Origin of the sequence: Coprococcus sp. AM14-16 (genome assembly GCF_003434675.1) — a bacterium.
GTDB classification, from domain to species: domain Bacteria; phylum Bacillota; class Clostridia; order Lachnospirales; family Lachnospiraceae; genus Coprococcus; species Coprococcus aceti.
Genome location: NZ_QTLL01000001.1, coordinates 201,060 through 221,331, shown reverse-complemented (window position 1 = coordinate 221,331; position 20,272 = coordinate 201,060). Strand labels below are relative to the sequence as shown.

The window sequence follows — 20,272 nt, the reverse complement described above, 5'->3', positions numbered from 1 at the left end:
GATGAAATGGCATATAATTTTAAAGAAGTAATGAACAAGCCTGAGCGTCTTGCTCCAGGTCATAGAATGTGTGCAGGCTGCGGTGGTACGATCACTGTCAGAACTGTACTCCGCGCCCTTCACGAGGGCGACAAGGCGGTCATCGGTAACGCCACAGGATGTCTTGAGGTTTCAACCTTCATGTATCCTTACACAGCTTACGAGGACAGCTACATACACAACGCATTTGAGAACGCAGGCGCAACCCTCTCAGGTGTTGAGACAGCCTACAACGTTCTGAAGAAAAAAGGCAAGATAGATGACACTTACAAATTCATCACATTCGGCGGTGATGGCGGAACTTATGACATCGGACTTCAGTCACTGTCGGGTGCCATGGAGCGTGGACATGACATGGTATATGTGTGCTATGACAACGGAGCATACATGAACACCGGTATCCAGCGTTCATCGGCTACTCCTATGTATGCTGACACCACAACCACACCGGTAGGCTCACAGTCAAATGGTAAGATGCAGAACAGAAAGGATCTGGCACAGGTCATGGCTGCCCACGACATCCCATATGTTGGACAATCTACTCTTCTCGGCAACATGCGTGATCTCTATGAGAAGGCTGAGAAGGCCATATACACACCTGGCGCAGCTTTCCTCAATGTCATGTCACCATGTCCTAGAGGATGGAGATACCCTACTGAGAAGATCATGGACATCTGCAAGCTGGCAGTTGAGACATGCTACTGGCCTCTGTTCGAGGTTATTGAGGGCAAATGGATCCTCTCCTACTCTCCTAAGAAGAAGCTTCCTATCGAGGACTTCCTGAGAACGCAGGGCAGATTCAAGCACCTGTTCAAGCCTGAGAACGAGCACCTTCTCGTTCAGTATCAGCAGGAGGTTGACCGCCGTTGGGAGGATCTGCTGTATAGATGTTCTAAGAATTAAATATTAACAAACGGACGAAAGAAATCCAGTCCAGTATATATACGATTACGTTTGTCTTCCTTCGTTTCCGCTTGCTTCTATCTGCATGCGGCTACGCACGCGATAAGGGCGTTGCGTGCTTCGCCTTAGCAAGAAGCGCTGAAACTCAGTCGACTACACTACCGATCGTAATATATACTGGACTGGATTTCTTTCTGTTCTTGAATATATTGTAATTCTTAGAACATCAAATCTTATCTTTTAATTTAGTTCTTAACTGCTGATTGTTGCATATTGTAATATACGGATTTTCTAGTTGTTTTGTATTCTTTACATGCAAGTGTATAATCACACAATAATGGCATCGCATACTTCATAGCAAGAAATGGTAACTCTCAGTCAATGGCACTATCGTGCTATTTTACACCAAAGAAAAATATCAGTTAAATGGAACCTCATAGAAATCATTGAAAGTGTATTGCGCATCTTCGCCTGCATTTTTCCAGAACAGCAGGCTTTCTACCTGACTTACATCCAACATGCGGTCTGTGGTGAACAGAAGTTCGTATTCTCCGGCTGTGTTTGTATTTTCGTCTCCCGATTCGACGATATCTGTAAGCATTGTTCCATCCTTCAGTTTCACACTGGAAAGGACTGCATATTTTTCATCTGAGGTCATGTTCTTTGCACCGCTTATATCGAGTACATAGTTCTGAACCAGTTCATCATCTCTGAACACTAGCTGTCCATTTTACGCCGGACAGCCTCCTCTTATCTATATAACTTCTGTCAAATATGTTATTATACGTTTTATTATTCAATACACATTATCTGTGTCTATTTACTCCAGATGATCGTAACCACAAACTTTCCATCTTCCATGGCTATATCCCCGGTAAAACCTGACAGGTCAAGTATTTTCTTCACTATTGACAGCCCCAGACCATTTCCTGTATGTCCGGTCCTGGCGGAATTGCCTTTTTTCATAGGCTCCCATAACTCAGGGGGATCACAGTCTATCTCACCATCCATATCATTTGATATGACCAGTCTGCCCACACCAATATCAATATTTACAATGCTGTTGTCTGACGCATACTTTACCGTATTCATGATCAGATTATCCAGCATGATATCCATGAGTCTTGCATCGGCGCGTATCTCAGCATGACCGGCGATTTCGCACTCTATATTCCTGTTCTCCAGTTCACCTGTATACCTGTCTGTAACCTGTCTGGCAAGCGCCGCCATATCCACATTGTCATTCTTAATAGTCAGTGTGTTTTCCAGCCTGATGTATGAGAGCATACCGGTTATCATCTCATTGATATATGAAACATTATCCAGTATAGAGGCCGTGTAATGCCTTGATTCAGCATCATGAACTATCTGCTGCAGGTTCTCCGCATATCCTGATATGGCGGTAACCGGGCCTCTCACATCATGTGCTATAGCTGCAATGATATTTCTGCGGGTCTCATCCTCAATGATCTCTTTTTTCTTTTTCCTGTAGGATATCACCGCCGTTATCACATAGCACAGAAGAACTAATGGCGTCATATATATAATGATACGAAACAGCCCCATCTCAGATCTTGTAAATGGATCCTCGTACATCGCAGCTGCAACATAATAATCGTTTCCACCAACAGTCACAGTTCTGCCTCTGTAGTAATATCCTCTCCAGGATATGTCCTCTTCATAATCTGTATTGGTGTCCATCCCTTCCCTCTCAAATACATCATTCAAATATGCTCTTGAGCTCTCATACTGTTTTTCCATATTTACAAAATCCACATTGTCTTTCCCCTGCGCAACAAAGTCATGGTATATCTCCGAAACCGATCTTATATCTTCATATACCTGATCTTCTGACTGAACTTTGACAGCTGTTATACCTTCATCCGTGGATATCCACTCATAGGTTACACCATTTTCAACAAATCTGTCTCCCGGCTGAAAATCATCATCCCCTGAGCCTGTATCTGAGCTGTTATCTTCATCCTCAAGCTCAGCGTCATCCTCATATGCAGCATCTTCCTCAAACTCAGCATCATCCTCAAGCCATGCATCCTGTCCTGACAGCTTAACCCCATCGTCATATCTGTAAACCTTTGATACAAAATAAGGTGTATTGCATTTGCTGAGTATCCCCTCTATATCTTCCCGTATTTCCTGATCACTCTCACCATCTTTTATCACTCTGTACATTCCATTGCACACTGTTCTCACATCATTGTCAAATCCTGATCTCTGGTTGTAATTGACTATAGTCAATAAACCAAGTGCGGCTATGATGATCAGCATAACCATAACTCCTGCAACCAGAAACCCGCGCCAAAGTTTTCGCCTCACTATACGCTTAAGCTCACGTCTTACTGCCGATGTATATTTCTTATTGTTATTCTTTTTATCAGTCATATCGTTTTTCTCCCTTTTTACATTCTAATCCAGGCTTTCTAATACAGACATTTTTATCATCATTTCTTGCCTGATATAAATTATATTTCTTTCACCTGATACCCCTTGCCTATCACAGTCTTTATCTGCTTTCCTGCACTGCCTATACCTGCCCGGAGCTTTCTTACATGATTATCCACGCATCTGTCGCTTCCTTCATAATCATAACCCCAGATATCAACGAGCAGTCTTTCTCTTGTGATAACCTTTCCCTTATTCTCAAGAAGTATCTTCAGAAGAGCAAACTCCTTTGGTGCAAGATCGACCTCCACGCCATTTACCTTCGTCATATATCTTGACGGATTCATGCTTATCGCTCCACATACCAGCTCTCCATTGCTGTCAGTCCCCTTGGATCTCTTGATAAGCGCCTTGCACTTGGCATACAGAGTTGCAAGTGAAAATGGTTTCACTATGTAGTCATCACAACCCAGATCATAGCCCAGCATAATATCCCGTTCGGAATCTCTAGCCGTCAGAAATAATATTGGAACCATACTGTTCCTGCGCATCTCACGACACACCGCAAAACCATCCATCCCTGGCAGCATGATATCAAGCAGCACAAGATCAAATGTCTCCATCATGAAACTGTCCAATCCGTCATCGCCATTATACGCCACCTCGACATACATCCGACCTCCACTCTCTCTGACAAAGTAGTCATGTATGACCTCACTTATGTGTATATCATCCTCCACCAACAATATCTTGTTCAGAGCGTACATCTTCATTCTTGAAGTCTCCGAATTTTTTTCTGCATATGCGGCATTTATTGACGCCTCTATGTCATTTCTCTCCACATCATCACCTCCTTGACCTGCATATTAACAAACCGATATGACTTTCATATGTCCATTATAACAATTTACTACAAATATGTGCTATAGTGATATACATACATTACATGGAGGTAGAAAACCATTTGAATTGGACCGAAGGACTTATTAACGCAATTGATTATATTGAGACTCACCTTATTGACGGTGAAGTATTGGACCAAAATACAATAGCCAGGCAGGCTTACTCTTCTCCCGACAACTTCAGAAAAGTATTTCATCTAATCACGGGATATACTATAGGGGAATATATCAGAAACCGCCGGCTTTCCCTGGCTGGAGAAGAACTCATTTCATCCAACCGCACGGTGACTGATATTGCACTTGAATACGGATATGACACACCCGAAAGCTTCACGAAGGCTTTCACACGCTTTCATGGAAACTCTCCAACTTATGTTCGAAATAACAAGTCCGGTCTCCATAATTTCACCCGGATTGTATTAAGGGTCACAGCAGATGGGGGATCTATGCTCAACTACAGAATCGTTAAGATCAACAACATGTGTATTGCCGGTTATTCCAGGGTTTTCACAAGCCTCGATACCGCGAAAAATAATGTTCTGATTCCAAAATTTACAAGAGAATGCTGCACTCAAAGCTGGGATAAACTAATGGAAATTAAATCCACTGATGAAAAACCAAATAACTGCTTATTCGGTTACAGATCAAATGATTTTATAAATATTGATAAGTTCAATAATGAAATTTCATGCTTTAATTACACATTTGGACGAATGATCACAAAACAAGAAATTTCCGGATTAAATATATCCGATTATTCGATAACAAGCATTCCTGACGGCGAATGGATCTGTTTTGACTGTTCAGATACTACTCCTGCCGGGCAGCAGTCACTTTGGTATAAAATTTACACAGAATTTCTACCATTTTCTCATTATAACATAGTGCCTGACATAACCTTAGAGTGCAGCAATGTATCATTAAAAAAGGAACAAAATTACCTTCTCCTGCAAATCCGCCCCGACAAGGTTTAACCATTGCTGACAGGTCATAATGCAACTCCTGTGATATTGTTTTTATAGTATTTCTCACTTATATGATAATTACTAAATACAATCAAAGGAGGCCTTTTATGAAAAAGGAATTAACAATTTTGACCACATTCAGCATAGCTATTATATTAGTTGTCACCGGGTATCAGCACTCGTCAGCATCTAAGAATGACTCTACTGTCCCCCAATCGGTCACCAGCTATTCTTCATCCGAAGATACGTCAATCAAAGAAGCAACAACAAGTGAAACCTCAGTCAAAGAAATCACAACTGAGGAGCTTACTACAGAAGCGCCAATTCCAACAGGTTTACTTCCAGAGGAACGTGCCAGCATAACCATGGGAAAACTCTCTCCCGAGCACATGTATTATAACGAGGTGACCACGCTTGATCCCGCCTGTGCAGACTATATCAACGAATTATCCATTTATGATGCTGAGATAGATGACACTTTTGTTGTCCATATATCTCTTCCACCTGATTATAACGAAGCAAGCTCATATCCAATGGTTGTTATGACCGATGGAGTCTGGAGACTCAGTGATCACCCTGAACTCAGACCTCTCATGACATCTGGCCAGATACAGGACGTTATCCTTGTCAGCATAGGGTATCCAAACAATTACAATTATGATGTCATCAGAAAAAGAGATCTTCAGACTAACCCTGATTCATTCCTGCATTTTATTGTAGATAACCTGATTCCTTATCTGGAAGAAATATACTCTGTAAACCCTGAAAACATGACTCTCACAGGTCATTCCCTGGGTGGATACTGGGCTTACTATGCTCTGTTCCATAATGACACTATAGGAAAAAATACATTTGCAAATTATTATATTGGCAGTCCTTCCATGTGGGCAATCACTGACGGCAAATTTATGTCTACGTACGAAGAAGAATATTACAACAGAACACAGACTCTGAATGCTAATGTCTATGTAACCGTAGGTGCAGATGAGGATAAAAACTTCATATCTTCTATCGAGGATTTCTACAATGATTTACAAGAGAGAAATTATTCTGGCTTAAACCTAACCTACGAAAAAATAGAAGGCTATGACCATAACACAGTCTTTAAGCCTTCTATCAAAAATACTCTTCTTATGTTCTATAAAAAAGATTCCGAATAACTATCTGTAGAACCACCAGCATCCATATCTAGGCATGACTGCTCCAAGCTCGCGGAGTGTCTTGCCTGATATGAGATCGGTATATATGTCAGCCTGATCCTCAGGCATAGTCCAGATGAGCTGATCCATGTTGCTGAAGTTGAAAAATGCCCTCAGCTCATGTCCCGCATATTCCCTCACTATTCCGAGGACGCTTGCACATCCTGTCTCTATGGTGTAGACATTTGCATTACATGAAAATACATCATGCGATGCTCTTATATCCTCCATGTGGCGCAGCGCGTCAAATATCTTCATGGCTACAGGATCTTTATTTTCAACCTTGTCCCATGGGAAGTTTCCTCTGTGCAGATATCTGCTGTCCGCACATTTGTCCGGATCATTCTTATAAGTATAATCGTTTGTCTGTCCTATCTCATCACCGCTGTACAGAACCGGGATTCCGCTCTGTGCCAGCAGGTATCCATGAAGCATGAGATCACAGGCAATGGCCTGTTCGATCTTGTCTGCATTTGCCTCGTACTGGCCGGCCTCAAGGCCTGACAGGGATGCTGTTGTTCCACACAGACGGGCATCTCCGAGTCTAGGATCATCGTTATAGAGCTCACCTCTGGAATCACTGTTGTATCCCTTTCCTGTGAAATAGTCATTCAGGAACTTCTTGTGTGCCACCTCATCTATGCCGAACTGTGCCAGCCAGTCATAGTCAAGTCCCCAGCCGATATCATCGTGGCATCTGAGGTAATTCAGGAACACATAATCCTTTGGAAGTGCACACACCTGATCCATCTGGCGCTTTAAGAGTCCTACATTCTTCGTGGCTATCGTATTCCACGTGGATGCCATGGTTGTCACGTTGTAGAGCATATGGCACTCTGGCTTGTCAACTGTTCCAAAGTATGGAACTACCTTGGAAGGCTCCATAACGACCTCTCCGAGAAGAAGGACTCCCGGACATACTATCTCACTGATTATCCTCATCATACGGACAAGAGTGTGAACCTGTGGAAGGTTACGGCAGTTTGTGCCTATCTGCTTCCATATATACGGAACAGCGTCGAGTCTGATGACATCTATACCTCGGTTTGCCATATAGAGCATGTTGCCGACCATGTCGTTGAACACCATAGGATTTGCATAGTTCAGATCCCACTGGTATGGGTAAAATGTAGTCATGACCACCTGATTGCAGTCATTTATCCATGTGAAGTTACCAGGCGCCGTAGTTGGGAATACCTCAGGCACAGTCTCCTCATATATGTTAGGAACGAACCAATCATCATAGAAGAAATATCTGGATCTTGCAACAGGATCTCCATTTCTCGCTGCCCTTGCCCACTCATGATCCTCACTTGTATGGTTCATTACGAAATCCAGACAGCAGCTTATACCCTGTCTGTGACACTCTGCAGTGAGGTCCTCCAGATCCTCCATGGTTCCAAGCTCAGGCTTTACCTTTCTGAAATCCGCAACAGCATATCCGCCGTCATCTCTGCCCTTAGGGCTTTCCAGCAGTGGCATAAAATGAAGATAATTCACACCACATGACTTCACATATGGAAGCTTTTCTTTTACACCCTTGAGAGTTCCCGCGAATGCATTTGTGTACATCATCATACCCAGCAGATCATTCTGCTTGTACCAATCCGGATTCTTGACACGGCTTCTGTCCAGCTTCTTGAGATCAGCATTCCTCTCCTGATAATAACCATACAGAGAATCACACAGCCAGTCAAATGCCTCCATATTGTTGTTATAGAGCTCACAGTAGAGCCACTTGAGCTCGTCATATCTCTCATCAAATCTCTTAGTATATTCTGCAGTCTTTTTCACTGTCTTTGAACCTGCCATTTATCTTCTCCTTTTCTGACTATAGTCAATTAACTTATCATTCTCATTTTATTTACATAATCTGTATCATTAACGTACATAACCAGTTTTAATCTGTTACCATATTTTTATCTATTACTGTCTCTCGACAATGAGCTTCTCAACCTCAGATCTCTCCGGCATAACCTTGAGTGCTCCCTTGCGTGTTGTGATGATCGATGCAGCAGCATTTGCGAATACAAGCATCTCTGTAAGCTTATCAGTGTCAAGATCTTCAAGTCCATTATCAAGTACATAATTCAGCACGCATGCACAGAAAGTGTCCCCGGCGCCTGTGGTCTCTATAGTGTTCTCCTGGATAAACGGCTTTGCCTCAGCGACTACATCCCCGTAGTATGCACGGCTTCCATCTCTTCCCATGGAGAGAAGTATCAAAGGTATATTGTATGTGTCCTGAAGTATCTTTATACCCTCGTCAAAATCCTCTCTTCCTGTGAACCACTGTATCTCATTGTCCGATATCTTGAGCACATCACACTGTCTCATACCCCAGTCGATCTGATCATGGGCCTCGTCCAGCGTCTTCCACAGAGGCTCCCTGAGGTTCGGGTCAAATGTGACGATGCATCCAGCCTCCTTTGCAGCAGCCACAGCCTTCTGTGTTGCAGCACGTGACACTTCATATGTCAGTGAGAGTGATCCGAAATGGAACAGCCTGGCATCCTTTATGATGCTCTCATCCACCTCATCTGCACTTAACATGATATCCGCTCCCGGATTCCTGTAAAATGAAAAGTCTCTGTCTCCGTCCTCGTATGTATGCACAAATGCAAGTGTTGTGTGTACATTCCTGTCAAACTTCAGATTGTCAGTGTTGATCCCGGCATCAGCCACAACACCGGCAAGCATTTTTCCAAGGAAATCATCCCCTACCTTTCCAACAAATGCAGTCTTCTTGCCAAGCTTCTGCAGCATAGCGAGAACATTGCATGGTGCTCCGCCCGGATTGGCCTCCATCATCATATTGCCCTGACCGCTGAGCCCGTTCTGTGTAAAGTCTATGAGCAGTTCTCCAAGTGCCACAACATCAAATCTCTTCATGGTACATATCCCCCTTATAATCTAAAATAAATACGTGCCTGTTTATTTAACTGTTTATCACCAACAGCAAATGCATGAAACATGTTTCACCATATATGTGTATTCTACATTTTATCATCGCCAGCCGTCAAGATGATTTTTAAATATGTGTTGTTTTTATTATAGCAGACATACAATTTTAGCATATGGCGATATCTATAATATTCTTGTATTTATGTAACACGAGGCCTTGTAGATATTTATCTCAGTTCTACGCAATAGCATGCTCCAGTTCGTTGCTCATAAAAAACATCCCCTGATCATCTGTAATCATAACCCGGGGATGTTCTCCTAATTCAACATGTATTCGCTTTAAATATATGGCTGTTTTGACATATACCGCATTGTATTTACAGTTTTGTCACATTTGTCGCCTGTGGACCCTTTTCACCGTCCACAACCTCATACTCTACTGTATCTCCCTCTTCAAGAACCTTGAAGCCCTCCATATTCAGTGCTGAGAAATGTACAAATACATCTGCTCCATCCTCATCACATATAAAGCCGTAGCCTTTCTTTGCATTAAACCATTTTACTTTTCCTGTCTTCATACTGCTTCCTCCTTAAAAACTACCTGCATTCTTACGATCAGGAAGATCGTCACCCGCCTGATGTACAAAAAGGGGCACAGAACGATATCGCTCTGTGCCCCTTTGCACTTACATTGACATTATATGACCCGTTGTCTCATATTGCAAGTTTATTTTTTTCGTGAATTTATATCTTTCCGGATATCATCAGCAACAGCCGTCACTGACTTTTCTATATCATCCTTGATTCCTTTTGATATCTCAGATGCATCTTTCTTCAACTTAGCAGTCTTCTTCTCTGCATCATTCTTCAGCTCTGATGCCTTTTTCTCAGCGTCTTTCTTTATCTCCTCAGCCTTCTTCTGTGCCAATGCAGCCTTTTTCTTTGCAGCGTCCACATGTTTCTTTGCAGCAGCCTTGGCTGCCGCTTCCTTCTTCTCAAGCTCAGGTGTCATATCCGTGTAATCGTACTCAAACACAACTGTTGAGAGTGGCGGAACCGTGATGTCTATACTGTAAGGAGTTCTGGCATTCTTCTTGTCCAGTGCCTTGACCGGCTTGCCGTTGAGTCTGCCCTTTCCGCCAAACTGTACATCATCTGAGTTGAGTATCTCCTTGTATGTCGTGTAGCACGGAGCCGGTATACTGTAATTATCTCTCTCAACCGGAGTGAAGTTGCATACGAAAAGCAGCTGCTTCTTCGGAGTTGAGCCTCGTCTTACAAATGAAAGTATGCTCATGTCCGGGTGATCGCAGTCTGTCCACTCAAATCCCATTGGATCTGTGTCATTCGCATACATCGCATCATTGGTATTGTAAAGCTTGTTGAGCGCTTTGACATACCTCTCCATGCCCTGATTGAGCGGATTGTCTAAGACGAACCAGTCAAGGCTTCTCGCCTCACTCCACTCTCTAGGCTGTGCAAATTCCTGCCCCATAAAGAGCAGCTTCTTGCCCGGATGTCCATACATGAATCCGTACGCAGTTCTGAGATTTGCGAATTTGTCCTCCTCGCTGCCAGGCATCTTTTCTATCATTGAACGCTTGAGATGAACTACCTCGTCATGGGATATGACGAGAACATAGTTCTCAGCATACGCATACGAAAGACTGAAAGTCAGCATGTTCTGGTTGTTCTGTCTGAAATATGGATCCATCTGCATATACTCAAGGAAGTCATTCATCCATCCCATATTCCACTTGAACAGGAAACCAAGTCCGTCCATGGATGCCGGAGCAGTTACACCTGCCCACGCTGTTGACTCCTCTGCTATTAGATATGCCCCCGGATTTCTCTCCTCCATGATGCGATTTATATTCTGCATAAGTGCTATTGCCTCAAGATTTTCGTTTCCACCATGCTCATTCGGAAGCCACTGTCCATCCTGCTTGCCATAGTCAAGATACAACATGGATGCCACAGCATCCACGCGGAGTCCGTCTATATGGAACTTCTCGACCCAGAACAGAGCATTTGCCGTGAGGAAGTTTGCCACCTCATTGCGGCCATAGTCAAATATATATGTGCCCCAGTCAGGATGCTCTCCTCTTCTTGGATCCGGATGCTCATAGAGAGGCATCCCATCAAAACGTCCAAGTCCGTGCGCATCCCTAGGAAAGTGTGCTGGCACCCAGTCGAGGATAACACTGATTCCCTTGCTGTGCATATAATCAACGAAATACATAAAATCTACTGCATCACCATATCTGCTGGTCGGTGCATAATAATTGGTAACCTGGTAGCCCCATGAGCCGTCAAATGGATACTCTGATATACCCATGAGCTCTACGTGCGTATATCCCATCTCATTGAGATAGTCTGCCACCATAGGAGCGAGCTCCCTGTATGTGTAGAAGCCTGCATCGTCATCCTCAACCTTCTTGTGCCATGAGCCGAGATGCATCTCGTATATGGACATAGGCATGCGCATTCTGTCAGTACGGCTGATCTTGCTTCTATCCTTCATCCATGATGTATCCTTCCACTTATAGCTGCTTATGTCCGCAACCACAGAGGCATTCTCAGGTCTCATCTGACACTGGTTGCCATATGGATCCGCTTTGTACAGTATCTCTCCATATCTTGTCATGATCTGATACTTGTACACAGCACCTGGCTCCACGCCCGGCAGGAACAGTTCGTATATTCCCTCATTTGCCGTGATCTGCATAGGATTTACATTACCATCCCAGAGATTGAAATCACCGACTACACTGACACGTCTTGCATGAGGAGCCCACACTGCAAAGTAGGTTCCACGTACACCGTCTATAGTCATAGGGTGTGCGCCAAGCTTCTCATATATATTGTAATGTCTACCCTCCGCAAAAAGGTATGTGTCAAAATCCGTGATTAGCGATTCAAATGAATATGGATCTGCACTGTTTATAATGGTGCCATCCTCATATGTGGTGACAACATTGTACTTGTTGCCATCATACTCCTTCTTATCAAAATAAATGGCGAACAGTCCTTCATTTGTCATCTGTTCCATGGTGTGTATCTTCTTACCTGTGCGCGATGTAACCTCTACCCTGATCGCCCCCGGCTTGTACACAACGATTATCTGACCTTCACCATAATCATGGATTCCCAGCAAATGCTTTGGCGCATTGATCTTGCTGGCAATGAGCTCATCATAGAGCACCCAGTTTATCCACTCCTCGATTCTTTTTCTCATAACTACCTCCCATTATGTAACCTTCTATCTGAATTTGTGTGGACGTGATTTCTTATAGCTTATAACCCTGACTATGATAGTAACCACAAGTCCAACAAATATCGTTCCAACATACACCCAAAGAACCTTCGTTCCCGTACCGGCCGGTATTATATCCGGCAGGACATCGTGTCCCGGAAAAAGCTCCGCATAGCTTTCTCCAAACACCATTCTTCTTATGCCATACATGATTCCGCTGCCTGATACCGCCATGGCTATGAAGCTGATTATTCCTATTATAACGCCTGCAGCGCCGCCCCATACAACACACTCATACAGTCTCCTTCTCCTTATGACTACAAAGCATGCCACCAGAAGCACAATGGATATGAACACACCATTGCTTGCCTTGGATTTGATGTCTGCAAGCTGTTCAAGCCTCATCACATTCTCAGTGGACAGATATACGTTGCCAAGCCTGTACTCCTGCTCGCTGTCCCCATCCAGAGCATCCAGCACGATACTGTATTCCACCCACGCATCAAATTCTGATAATTCATCAGTCTGTCCGTTATTCATGACTGAACTTATCGTGCCGCTATTACTCGGCTTGTAGCTCTTCTCCGCAACCCTGCAAACGCTGAACGAACACATTATCGCCGTGGAGATGATCAGCAAGACCAGCGAAAGTGCCATTATCACCTGAAAAAATCTATATTTAAACATCTGTATATTTCTCTGCTTTTCCTGTATTATAATATGTATGGATCATTAAGACCCACTGCATATATGATACCATTTCCCCCTTTTTATGTAAAGGAAAGTAACATGTTGTTTTACTTCATTTTTCTTAGGAAACAACATGAAAATAATCCGCGAAAATGCGCATTTTTTTGTTTTTTAGTCTTGACAACGAATTGCGTTTCATCTATTATATGTGAGTATGTTTACATTGAATTGTCCGTGTCCGGTTTTAATGTAAAACCTTATTATATTTAATTAGATTTTATGGAGGTAAGAATTTTGGCTAATATCAAATCTGCAAAGAAGAGAATCAATGTTATCGAGAAGAAGACACTTAGAAACAAGATGATCAAGTCTAAGGTTAAGACAGTTATCAAGAAGGTTGAGGCTGCTATCGCTGCTGGTGATAAGGCTGCTGCTCAGCAGGCACTTGTTGTTGCTACATCAGAGATCAACAAGGCTGCTTCAAAGGGCATCTACCACAAGAACAACGCTGCTCGTAAGGTATCACGTCTTGCAGTTGCAGTTAACAAGATGGCTTAAGCATCTGGCTGATAACTACATAACTTTGACACAAGGATTTGGATATATTAAACGGCTGCATATATTTGAACCAATCATAGTTATATAAAAAATACCCACTGTTTTCACAGTGGGTATTTTTTTGCCTCAATATCTAATATCATCACCAGTCTCCTACTACATCTCACACAGCTCCACGATCATGACCTCCATCGCTGCGTTATCCATAACCTGTCCGGTCTTGAGCTTGTAGTCCATGTCCTGACAGTTCTCCACTATGTCTTTAAGCTGTGCCATGCTGTAGCCCCTGCACTGAGCCTTGTAATTCTTCACTGCCCACACCGGGCATCCTGCGATCTTCGCCAGGCTGGCGTCCTGCGCGCCATCTGATAATGCCATCTTTACCAGAAGGAGCTTGTTGAACTGTCTCATGATACATGCGTTTATCATGATCGCCGATTCCTTATTCTCAAGAAGATCGTGATACATACTGCAAGCCTTCTCCTTCTGCTTTGCAATGATGAAGTCTATCATCTGATACACCTTGCTCTCCGCATCCTGACTGCACAGAAGATCCACATCATGCTCGCTGACCTGCTTCGTGTCTCCGGCGTAGCTTATCATCTTGTCAACCTCATTCTTGATACAGTTCATATCCATGTTAGCAGCTTCGATTATCTTGTATATCGCCGTGTCTGTGGTGGCAACACCATCGGCACGGAACAGTGACTTCACCCACGTGACCATCATCTTCTCATCAGGGGTCGCAAAATCCAGAGCCTCTCCATTCTTGTCCACAGCCTTGAACAGCTTATACCTGGTGTCCACATCCATCTCTACAAATATGGCAACTGATGTATCCTCTATTTCCACCAGCTTCTTTGCAAAATCCTCGTTGCTGCTCTTGAACAGACCACTGTTCTCCACAAGGACAACTCTTCTGTCCGCAAAAAATGGCATCTCGTTGCAGAATGCAAGAAGCTCAGATGTATCGATCCCATTTCCGGCAAATTTCATAAAATTCAGATTATCGTCCTTATCAATCAGAGCCGACAGCAGCTTATCCCTGTACTGGTTCACGAGATACCTCTCCTCCCCATACAGAAGATATATCTTGGCAAACTCCCCCGTCTTTATATGTTGGTTTATGACCGCCATCGCGTTCTTTTTTTCTTTTTTCTTTGTTGCAGCCATTACATTTCTCCTTCATCAAGCTTATGTCTCACAATATGATTTTCAAAATAAAGTACCAGTTTCTACCATAATTATATCTTATGTGGCAAATCTGACCTGTTTTTCTATGTATTTTGATAATACCAGAGGTTATCTGACCTGTTTTTATAATCACATATTGATTATTTCTATAATGTCACTTTGGTTTTATAATCACCTACAGATTGTGAGTTTATGTACACTCACTCCAATAAACACAAATCTAATTATAACGGAGGTTCAACATGGAGACAACAGAAAGATATAAGTTAAATAAGGAACTTGCCCAGATGCTTAAGGGCGGAGTTATCATGGACGTTACAACACCTGAGCAGGCTAAGATCGCTGAGGCTGCCGGCGCTTGTGCAGTTATGGCACTTGAGAGAATCCCAGCAGATATCAGAGCTGCCGGTGGTGTATCACGTATGAGCGACCCACAGATGATCAAGGGAATCCAGAACGCTGTATCAATCCCTGTTATGGCTAAGTGCCGTATCGGACATTTTGCAGAGGCTCAGATCCTCCAGGCCATCGAGATCGACTACATCGACGAGAGCGAGGTTCTCTCACCAGCAGATGACGTATACCATATTGACAAGAGACAGTTCAAGGTTCCATTTGTATGTGGTGCCAAGGATCTCGGCGAGGCTCTCAGAAGAATCAACGAGGGTGCTTCAATGATCAGAACTAAGGGCGAGCCTGGTACAGGTGATATCGTTCAGGCCGTAAGACATATGAGAAAGATGAACAGCCAGATTGCTGAGATCGTCAGCATGAGAACAGATGAGCTGTATGAGGCAGCTAAGAAGCTTGAGGTTCCTTACGATCTCGTTCAGTACGTACATGAGAATCATCGTCTCCCAGTTGTAAACTTCGCAGCCGGCGGTGTTGCTACTCCAGCAGATGCAGCTCTCATGATGCAGCTCGGTGCTGAGGGTGTATTCGTAGGTTCAGGTATCTTCAAGTCAGGAGACCCTGCTAAGCGTGCTGCTGCCATCGTTCAGGCAACAACAAACTACAATGACGCTGATCTCGTTGCAAAGCTTTCAGAGGGACTTGGTGAAGCTATGGTTGGTATCAACGAGCAGGAGATCGCAATCCTCATGGCAGAAAGGGGTAAGTAATATGCAGGTTGGTGTATTGGCAGTACAGGGAGCTTTCGCAGAGCATGAGCATGTACTTTCCGAGCTCGGCGTATCATGCATAGAACTTAGAAATGCCGGAGATCTGAACAAGCCTTATGACGCCCTGATCCTTCCTGGCGGTGAGAGCACAGTCCAAGGAAAGCTTCTCAGAGACAGCGACATGTTCGACACTATAAAGTCTCAGATCAAGGGTGGCATGCCGGTTCTTGCCACATGTGCAGGACTTATTCTTCTGGCACAGCACATCGAAGGTGATGACACTGTACACCTTGGCACTCTCCCTGTCACAGTAAAGAGAAATGCCTACGGAAGACAGCTTGGAAGCTTCCACACAGAGGCCGAGCTTAAAGGTATCGGTGAGGTTCCTATGACTTTCATCCGTGCACCTTATGTGGCTGAGGCTTCACCTGAGGTTGATGTCCTTGCAACAGTTGATGACAAGATCGTGGCGGTTAAGTACGGCAACCAGTTTGCCCTCTCCTTCCACCCTGAGCTTGACAGCGACTACAGGATCCACAAGGCATTTGTAGACAGTATCCAGTAATATATTGACTACAGTCTAAAACATATATCAATAAAGAAAGCCTGTGACATATACAGCAGTTATCTGCCGGTATATGTCACAGGCTTTTTCTAATCTATTTTTCCGGTATGCTCCAGGCCATCAAAGTCCGTCATACTCTCATGCTCAGGAAGATTTGTGAGCGGTTCTTCCTTCTCCTCTATCTTCTCAAGGATCCCCTTGTATTCATTATCCTTGATGTGGTTGCCGATGATCTCCGCCACATCCGTAACTGTGACAAATGCAGAAGAATCTATGGAATTGATGATGTTCTTCAGCTCACCGATCTCAAATCTCGTGATAACACAGTAGAGCACTGTCTTGTTGCCGCTTATCATTCCCTTGCCCTGCATGATGGTAACTGTTCTTCCAAGCTTCTTGTATATCTTGTCTGCCACCTCTCTGGCATCATCAGTTATGATCATGGCTGCCTTCGCCTGCTCAAGACCGGTCTCAACCATATCAAGCACCTTTGATGTTATAAAGTATGTAAGAAGACTGTACATCGCCCTGTCCAAACCAAAGAGCATTCCCGCAATAGAATATATGATCAGATTCATGCCCAGAACAACTCTTCCAACCGGCCAGTCTTTTTTCTTGTTCAGCATGATGGCCACGGTCTCCGTTCCATCCAAGCACCCGCCGAACTTGATGATGATACCAACTCCAAGTCCAAGTATCACACCGCCGAAGCACACCGCAAGTATGGTCTCTGAGGTTGCATTTTCAAGGGGTTTGAATATCTCCACAAATACTGAGAATACAGCCATGGAATAACCGGACTTAACTATGAACATCTTACCAAGCTGTCTTGAACCTATTATAAGAAACGGAACATTAAGAACGATCGTCAGAATACTCAGGGACACTTCTGTGAGATTATTGATCATGATACCTATACCGATGACTCCTCCGTCAAGTATGGTGTTCGGCACGAGAAATTCTTCGATAGCAAATGCAGCTATAACTGCGCCAAGTGTCAGCATTACAAATTCCAGCAGTAATTTTAGTTTTTTTGTCATACTCATCTTCCTTTCCACATCATAGTCGTTTCTTCCTTCCCCTGTTCTCCTTTCAGAATTCTTATTCTCATAACTCCCTGATCATCTGTATCCGGTTACCGAAATTCCACCATCCGTTATCTCTACACATATAGCGCCATGGTCTATGGTACTCATTACATCAGCTCCACAGGCATCCAAACGCTCCAGTGTCTCCCCGTGCGGATGACCATATCGGTTATTCTCCCCCGCCGATATGATCGCAAGATCCGGGTCGACTGCTCTCAGGAACTCCCCACTCGTAGAATATCTGCTGCCGTGATGTCCGACCTTCAACACATCAGCACTCAGATCACCGCCCTCCGAGATAAGCTCCCGTTCTCCATCTTCTCCCAGGTCTCCCGTAAATAAAACACTGTACCCTCGATACTCCAGACGGATAACCGCAGAAAGATCATTTGCATCTTTTATATCAGTTTTTTCGGACGGATGCAAGAAATTTAACCACACCTTAGCTGCATCCTTGCCACAGGACATTTGAGAACCGCCGTCCATATATATGATATTTACGCCTCTTTTCTCTGCCAGCTCAAGCAGTTCACCCATATTTTCAATATCACCATACATCGGAACCACAAGATTATCTATTCTGATACCGGTGTTCGTATCGCTTAGAAGATATTGGATACCGGACACATGATCTTTATCTCCGTGTGTCACAAATGCATAGTCTACATGAGCTGCACCATAAAACTTTAGAACAGGCGCCATCACGTACTCACCAACCTTATTGCTACTCGTCGAGCCCCCATCTATCAATATATTTACTCCCATGCCAGACCTTATAAGTATGCCGTCTCCCTGACCAACATCCATAAATACAACTCTGAACTCCCGGTCAAATGAAGCTGCTTCGTAACACACGCAACACAAGGTCATGATCACAGCAGCGCACAGACAGACCATCCGCCTCCTCACCCTGGCGCAGTCTGCACTCTTTGCTCTTACAAGCAGGATCAGCACTCCAACCATAGCCATATAAAATACTACGATCATCATAACCGACACATGGCCTGTATTTATACTGTAAAATGGAAGCTTCATCGCCCATTCGCAAAGCTGCCTGTATATTGCAAGTATCAGCTTCACAGGAAACGCTCCTATGCCCACCGCCATCTCATTGCCCTGTAGTATCCCGGGAAAAATAAGCATAGCCGCAATCACGACGATACTCACGAATATTATCACAGAAACCAATGGCACTATGAGCAGATTCAGAAAGATCGAATACAGCGGAAACTGGTAATAATAGAATATAACAAGCGGTCCGGTGGCAAGTGTTATCGCCAGATTCATTACAAGTGTGCTGACTACCTTATTCTTAGTTGGAATAAGCTTTTTCATAAGTGCTCCAGGCACCGCCATCCCCAGCACTGCGGCAAAAGACAACTGAAATCCGGCATCAAGGATGATACCCGGATCAATCAGCGCCTGTATGACTGACGCGGTTCCCGCGGATGTAAGCATATCAGGGCTTCGCCCCTTTACCTGACCGATCACAGATATCACCATCATTATCATGGCTCTTACAGTTGAACTCGCCATCCCTGTCATAACTCCGTAAAGTACGATCACAGATATAGCCATTATACCTGATGCCATATATGACCCTGTAAGCCTTCGCAGCACGCCGAATAATGTCATTCCTATTATTGCTATGTGCACACCGGATATCGCCAGAATATGAGCTATTCCATTCATCTGAAACAGCTTCTTCGTATCCCTGTCAATGCCGCTCTTATCCCCCAGTAGCATTGCCTTTATCACCGAGCCATCCGTCTCTCCAAACACACTGTCTGTGATCTCCCCGGACTTTATACGCAGCCTGAACAGAATGTCTCCTATACGGCTGTAGTCCTCTCCACACTCCAGAATGGAGATATCCTTTCCTACTATATATATTCCCTTGTGCGAATAATATTCCCGCGCATCGAATTCGCCCGGATTATCTGCAGAGTCCGGCCTTGACAGACTGCAGCTTAAGGTCAGCTTCATTCCGGTCTTCAGGCTTCCCACGTCTTCCATGTACAGCAATACCTTTGATCTTCCCCGGTATTCCACAGTTTCTTCTGAGTCGCCTCCGCCAAATGTTATCCATTCCGCATACACATATACCCGCCATTCATCGCCGGACTGCCTGATCTCGTACACCTTTCCTTCTATACCGCCCGGCTGCTGCCCATCGAGCTCTTCTGCGAGTCTCTCCTGCTTTGACATAGCACAGCCATTCATATAACCGGTCAACGAGATCATTCCAAATATCATCATACTCAGAACGCATCTGACGATCCTGTTCTTTCTGTCTTTATCACCATGAGCTTTGCCACTATAAAAAAACATGGCTGTACCGGCTTTGTCCATGTAAACCGACAATACCGGTGCAGCCAATATGATCAGACCAATTATAAGCACTGAACTGTCAGCCGCCTCTTTATACGCCTCTCCAAGCGCAAAGCATACTGCTATCCAGAATAATGGTCTCTTTATATTCGTATCC

The 20,272-nt window shown here is 44.0% G+C and carries 17 protein-coding genes; 6 read left to right on the top strand and 11 right to left on the bottom strand.

Annotated features, from left to right (window positions below; all coding sequences use genetic code 11):
• Positions 1-6: 6 nt before the first annotated feature.
• Complete coding sequence (locus DW159_RS01060; RefSeq protein WP_004848697.1) at positions 7-942, top strand: thiamine pyrophosphate-dependent enzyme; 936 nt, start codon at positions 7-9, stop codon at positions 940-942.
• A gap of 418 nt (positions 943-1,360) precedes the next feature.
• Here the strand turns inward: DW159_RS01060 and DW159_RS01055 are convergent, their stop codons facing one another.
• The 3 genes from DW159_RS01055 to DW159_RS01045 form a co-directional block, all read right to left on the bottom strand.
• Positions 1,361-1,660 (bottom strand): hypothetical protein, encoded by a 300-nt coding sequence (locus DW159_RS01055; protein WP_117548649.1) that lies wholly within the window; start codon positions 1,658-1,660, stop codon positions 1,361-1,363.
• 98 nt (positions 1,661-1,758) lie between these two features.
• Positions 1,759-3,342 (bottom strand): sensor histidine kinase, encoded by a 1,584-nt coding sequence (locus tag DW159_RS01050; protein WP_117548648.1) that lies wholly within the window; start codon positions 3,340-3,342, stop codon positions 1,759-1,761.
• Positions 3,343-3,422: 80 nt separating this feature from the next.
• Entirely contained in the window at positions 3,423-4,184 is a 762-nt protein-coding gene (locus DW159_RS01045; protein ID WP_242992590.1) for a response regulator transcription factor, read from the bottom strand.
• Between the two features lie 122 nt (positions 4,185-4,306).
• Here DW159_RS01045 and DW159_RS01040 point away from each other — a divergent pair, with 122 nt between their 5' ends.
• Both DW159_RS01040 and DW159_RS01035 read left to right on the top strand, forming a co-directional pair.
• Positions 4,307-5,218 carry an AraC family transcriptional regulator gene (locus DW159_RS01040; RefSeq protein WP_158547560.1) on the top strand — a complete coding sequence of 304 codons (912 nt, stop codon included), beginning with the start codon at positions 4,307-4,309 and terminating at the stop codon, positions 5,216-5,218.
• 98 nt (positions 5,219-5,316) lie between these two features.
• Positions 5,317-6,369: an alpha/beta hydrolase gene (locus DW159_RS01035; protein ID WP_117548646.1), complete on the top strand. Its 1,053-nt coding sequence runs from the start codon at positions 5,317-5,319 to the stop codon at positions 6,367-6,369.
• On the opposite strand, the gene DW159_RS01030 is transcribed toward DW159_RS01035, so the two are convergent.
• From DW159_RS01030 to DW159_RS01010, 5 genes are all read right to left on the bottom strand, one after another.
• The gene (locus DW159_RS01030) at positions 6,370-8,220 is read right to left on the bottom strand and encodes an alpha-amylase family protein (protein ID WP_117548645.1); all 1,851 of its coding nucleotides are present in this window, start codon (positions 8,218-8,220) and stop codon (positions 6,370-6,372) included.
• 114 nt (positions 8,221-8,334) lie between these two features.
• Positions 8,335-9,300: a PfkB family carbohydrate kinase gene (locus tag DW159_RS01025; protein WP_117548644.1), complete on the bottom strand. Its 966-nt coding sequence runs from the start codon at positions 9,298-9,300 to the stop codon at positions 8,335-8,337.
• Positions 9,301-9,689: 389 nt separating this feature from the next.
• The gene (locus tag DW159_RS01020) at positions 9,690-9,890 is read right to left on the bottom strand and encodes a cold-shock protein (RefSeq protein WP_117548643.1); all 201 of its coding nucleotides are present in this window, start codon (positions 9,888-9,890) and stop codon (positions 9,690-9,692) included.
• Positions 9,891-10,039: 149 nt separating this feature from the next.
• Positions 10,040-12,550, bottom strand: a complete 2,511-nt coding sequence (glgB, locus tag DW159_RS01015) for a 1,4-alpha-glucan branching protein GlgB (protein ID WP_117548642.1) — start codon at positions 12,548-12,550, stop codon at positions 10,040-10,042.
• Between the two features lie 24 nt (positions 12,551-12,574).
• Positions 12,575-13,255 carry a hypothetical protein gene (locus DW159_RS01010; protein ID WP_117548641.1) on the bottom strand — a complete coding sequence of 227 codons (681 nt, stop codon included), beginning with the start codon at positions 13,253-13,255 and terminating at the stop codon, positions 12,575-12,577.
• A 297-nt stretch (positions 13,256-13,552) separates the two neighbouring features.
• Between DW159_RS01010 and rpsT the strand changes: the two genes are divergently transcribed.
• Entirely contained in the window at positions 13,553-13,816 is a 264-nt protein-coding gene (gene rpsT / locus DW159_RS01005; RefSeq protein ID WP_022059403.1) for a 30S ribosomal protein S20, read from the top strand.
• Positions 13,817-13,972: 156 nt separating this feature from the next.
• On the opposite strand, the gene holA is transcribed toward rpsT, so the two are convergent.
• A complete protein-coding gene (gene holA, locus DW159_RS01000) occupies positions 13,973-14,989 on the bottom strand; it encodes a DNA polymerase III subunit delta (RefSeq protein WP_117548640.1) in 1,017 nt (338 codons plus the stop codon).
• Positions 14,990-15,252: 263 nt separating this feature from the next.
• On the opposite strand from holA, the gene pdxS reads away from it, so the two are divergent.
• On the top strand, positions 15,253-16,131 hold the full coding sequence (pdxS, locus tag DW159_RS00995) for a pyridoxal 5'-phosphate synthase lyase subunit PdxS (protein WP_004848658.1): 879 nt from the start codon (positions 15,253-15,255) through the stop codon (positions 16,129-16,131).
• Position 16,132: 1 nt separating this feature from the next.
• A complete protein-coding gene (gene pdxT / locus DW159_RS00990) occupies positions 16,133-16,696 on the top strand; it encodes a pyridoxal 5'-phosphate synthase glutaminase subunit PdxT (RefSeq protein WP_117548639.1) in 564 nt (187 codons plus the stop codon).
• 89 nt (positions 16,697-16,785) lie between these two features.
• Here pdxT and DW159_RS00985 read toward each other — a convergent pair whose 3' ends face one another.
• Together DW159_RS00985 and DW159_RS00980 are read right to left on the bottom strand one after the other, a co-directional pair.
• The gene (locus DW159_RS00985; RefSeq protein WP_117548638.1) at positions 16,786-17,736 is read right to left on the bottom strand and encodes a YitT family protein; all 951 of its coding nucleotides are present in this window, start codon (positions 17,734-17,736) and stop codon (positions 16,786-16,788) included.
• 81 nt (positions 17,737-17,817) lie between these two features.
• Positions 17,818-20,187 (bottom strand): DNA internalization-related competence protein ComEC/Rec2, encoded by a 2,370-nt coding sequence (locus DW159_RS00980; protein WP_158547559.1) that lies wholly within the window; start codon positions 20,185-20,187, stop codon positions 17,818-17,820.
• Positions 20,188-20,272: the final 85 nt, after the last annotated feature.

Bases quoted from the DNA above. Each gene is read 5' to 3' on its own strand.
- DW159_RS01050 (WP_117548648.1), bottom strand. From the start codon at position 3,342: ATGACTGATAAAAAGAATAACAATAAGAAATATACATCGGCAGTAAGA.
- DW159_RS01060 (WP_004848697.1), top strand. From the start codon at position 7: ATGGCATATAATTTTAAAGAAGTAATGAACAAGCCTGAGCGTCTTGCT.
- glgB (WP_117548642.1), bottom strand. From the start codon at position 12,550: ATGAGAAAAAGAATCGAGGAGTGGATAAACTGGGTGCTCTATGATGAG.
- DW159_RS01010 (WP_117548641.1), bottom strand. From the start codon at position 13,255: ATGTTTAAATATAGATTTTTTCAGGTGATAATGGCACTTTCGCTGGTC.
- holA (WP_117548640.1), bottom strand. From the start codon at position 14,989: ATGGCTGCAACAAAGAAAAAAGAAAAAAAGAACGCGATGGCGGTCATA.
- pdxT (WP_117548639.1), top strand. From the start codon at position 16,133: ATGCAGGTTGGTGTATTGGCAGTACAGGGAGCTTTCGCAGAGCATGAG.
- DW159_RS00985 (WP_117548638.1), bottom strand. From the start codon at position 17,736: ATGACAAAAAAACTAAAATTACTGCTGGAATTTGTAATGCTGACACTT.
- DW159_RS01035 (WP_117548646.1), top strand. From the start codon at position 5,317: ATGAAAAAGGAATTAACAATTTTGACCACATTCAGCATAGCTATTATA.
- pdxS (WP_004848658.1), top strand. From the start codon at position 15,253: ATGGAGACAACAGAAAGATATAAGTTAAATAAGGAACTTGCCCAGATG.
- DW159_RS01025 (WP_117548644.1), bottom strand. From the start codon at position 9,300: ATGAAGAGATTTGATGTTGTGGCACTTGGAGAACTGCTCATAGACTTT.
- DW159_RS01020 (WP_117548643.1), bottom strand. From the start codon at position 9,890: ATGAAGACAGGAAAAGTAAAATGGTTTAATGCAAAGAAAGGCTACGGC.
- DW159_RS01030 (WP_117548645.1), bottom strand. From the start codon at position 8,220: ATGGCAGGTTCAAAGACAGTGAAAAAGACTGCAGAATATACTAAGAGA.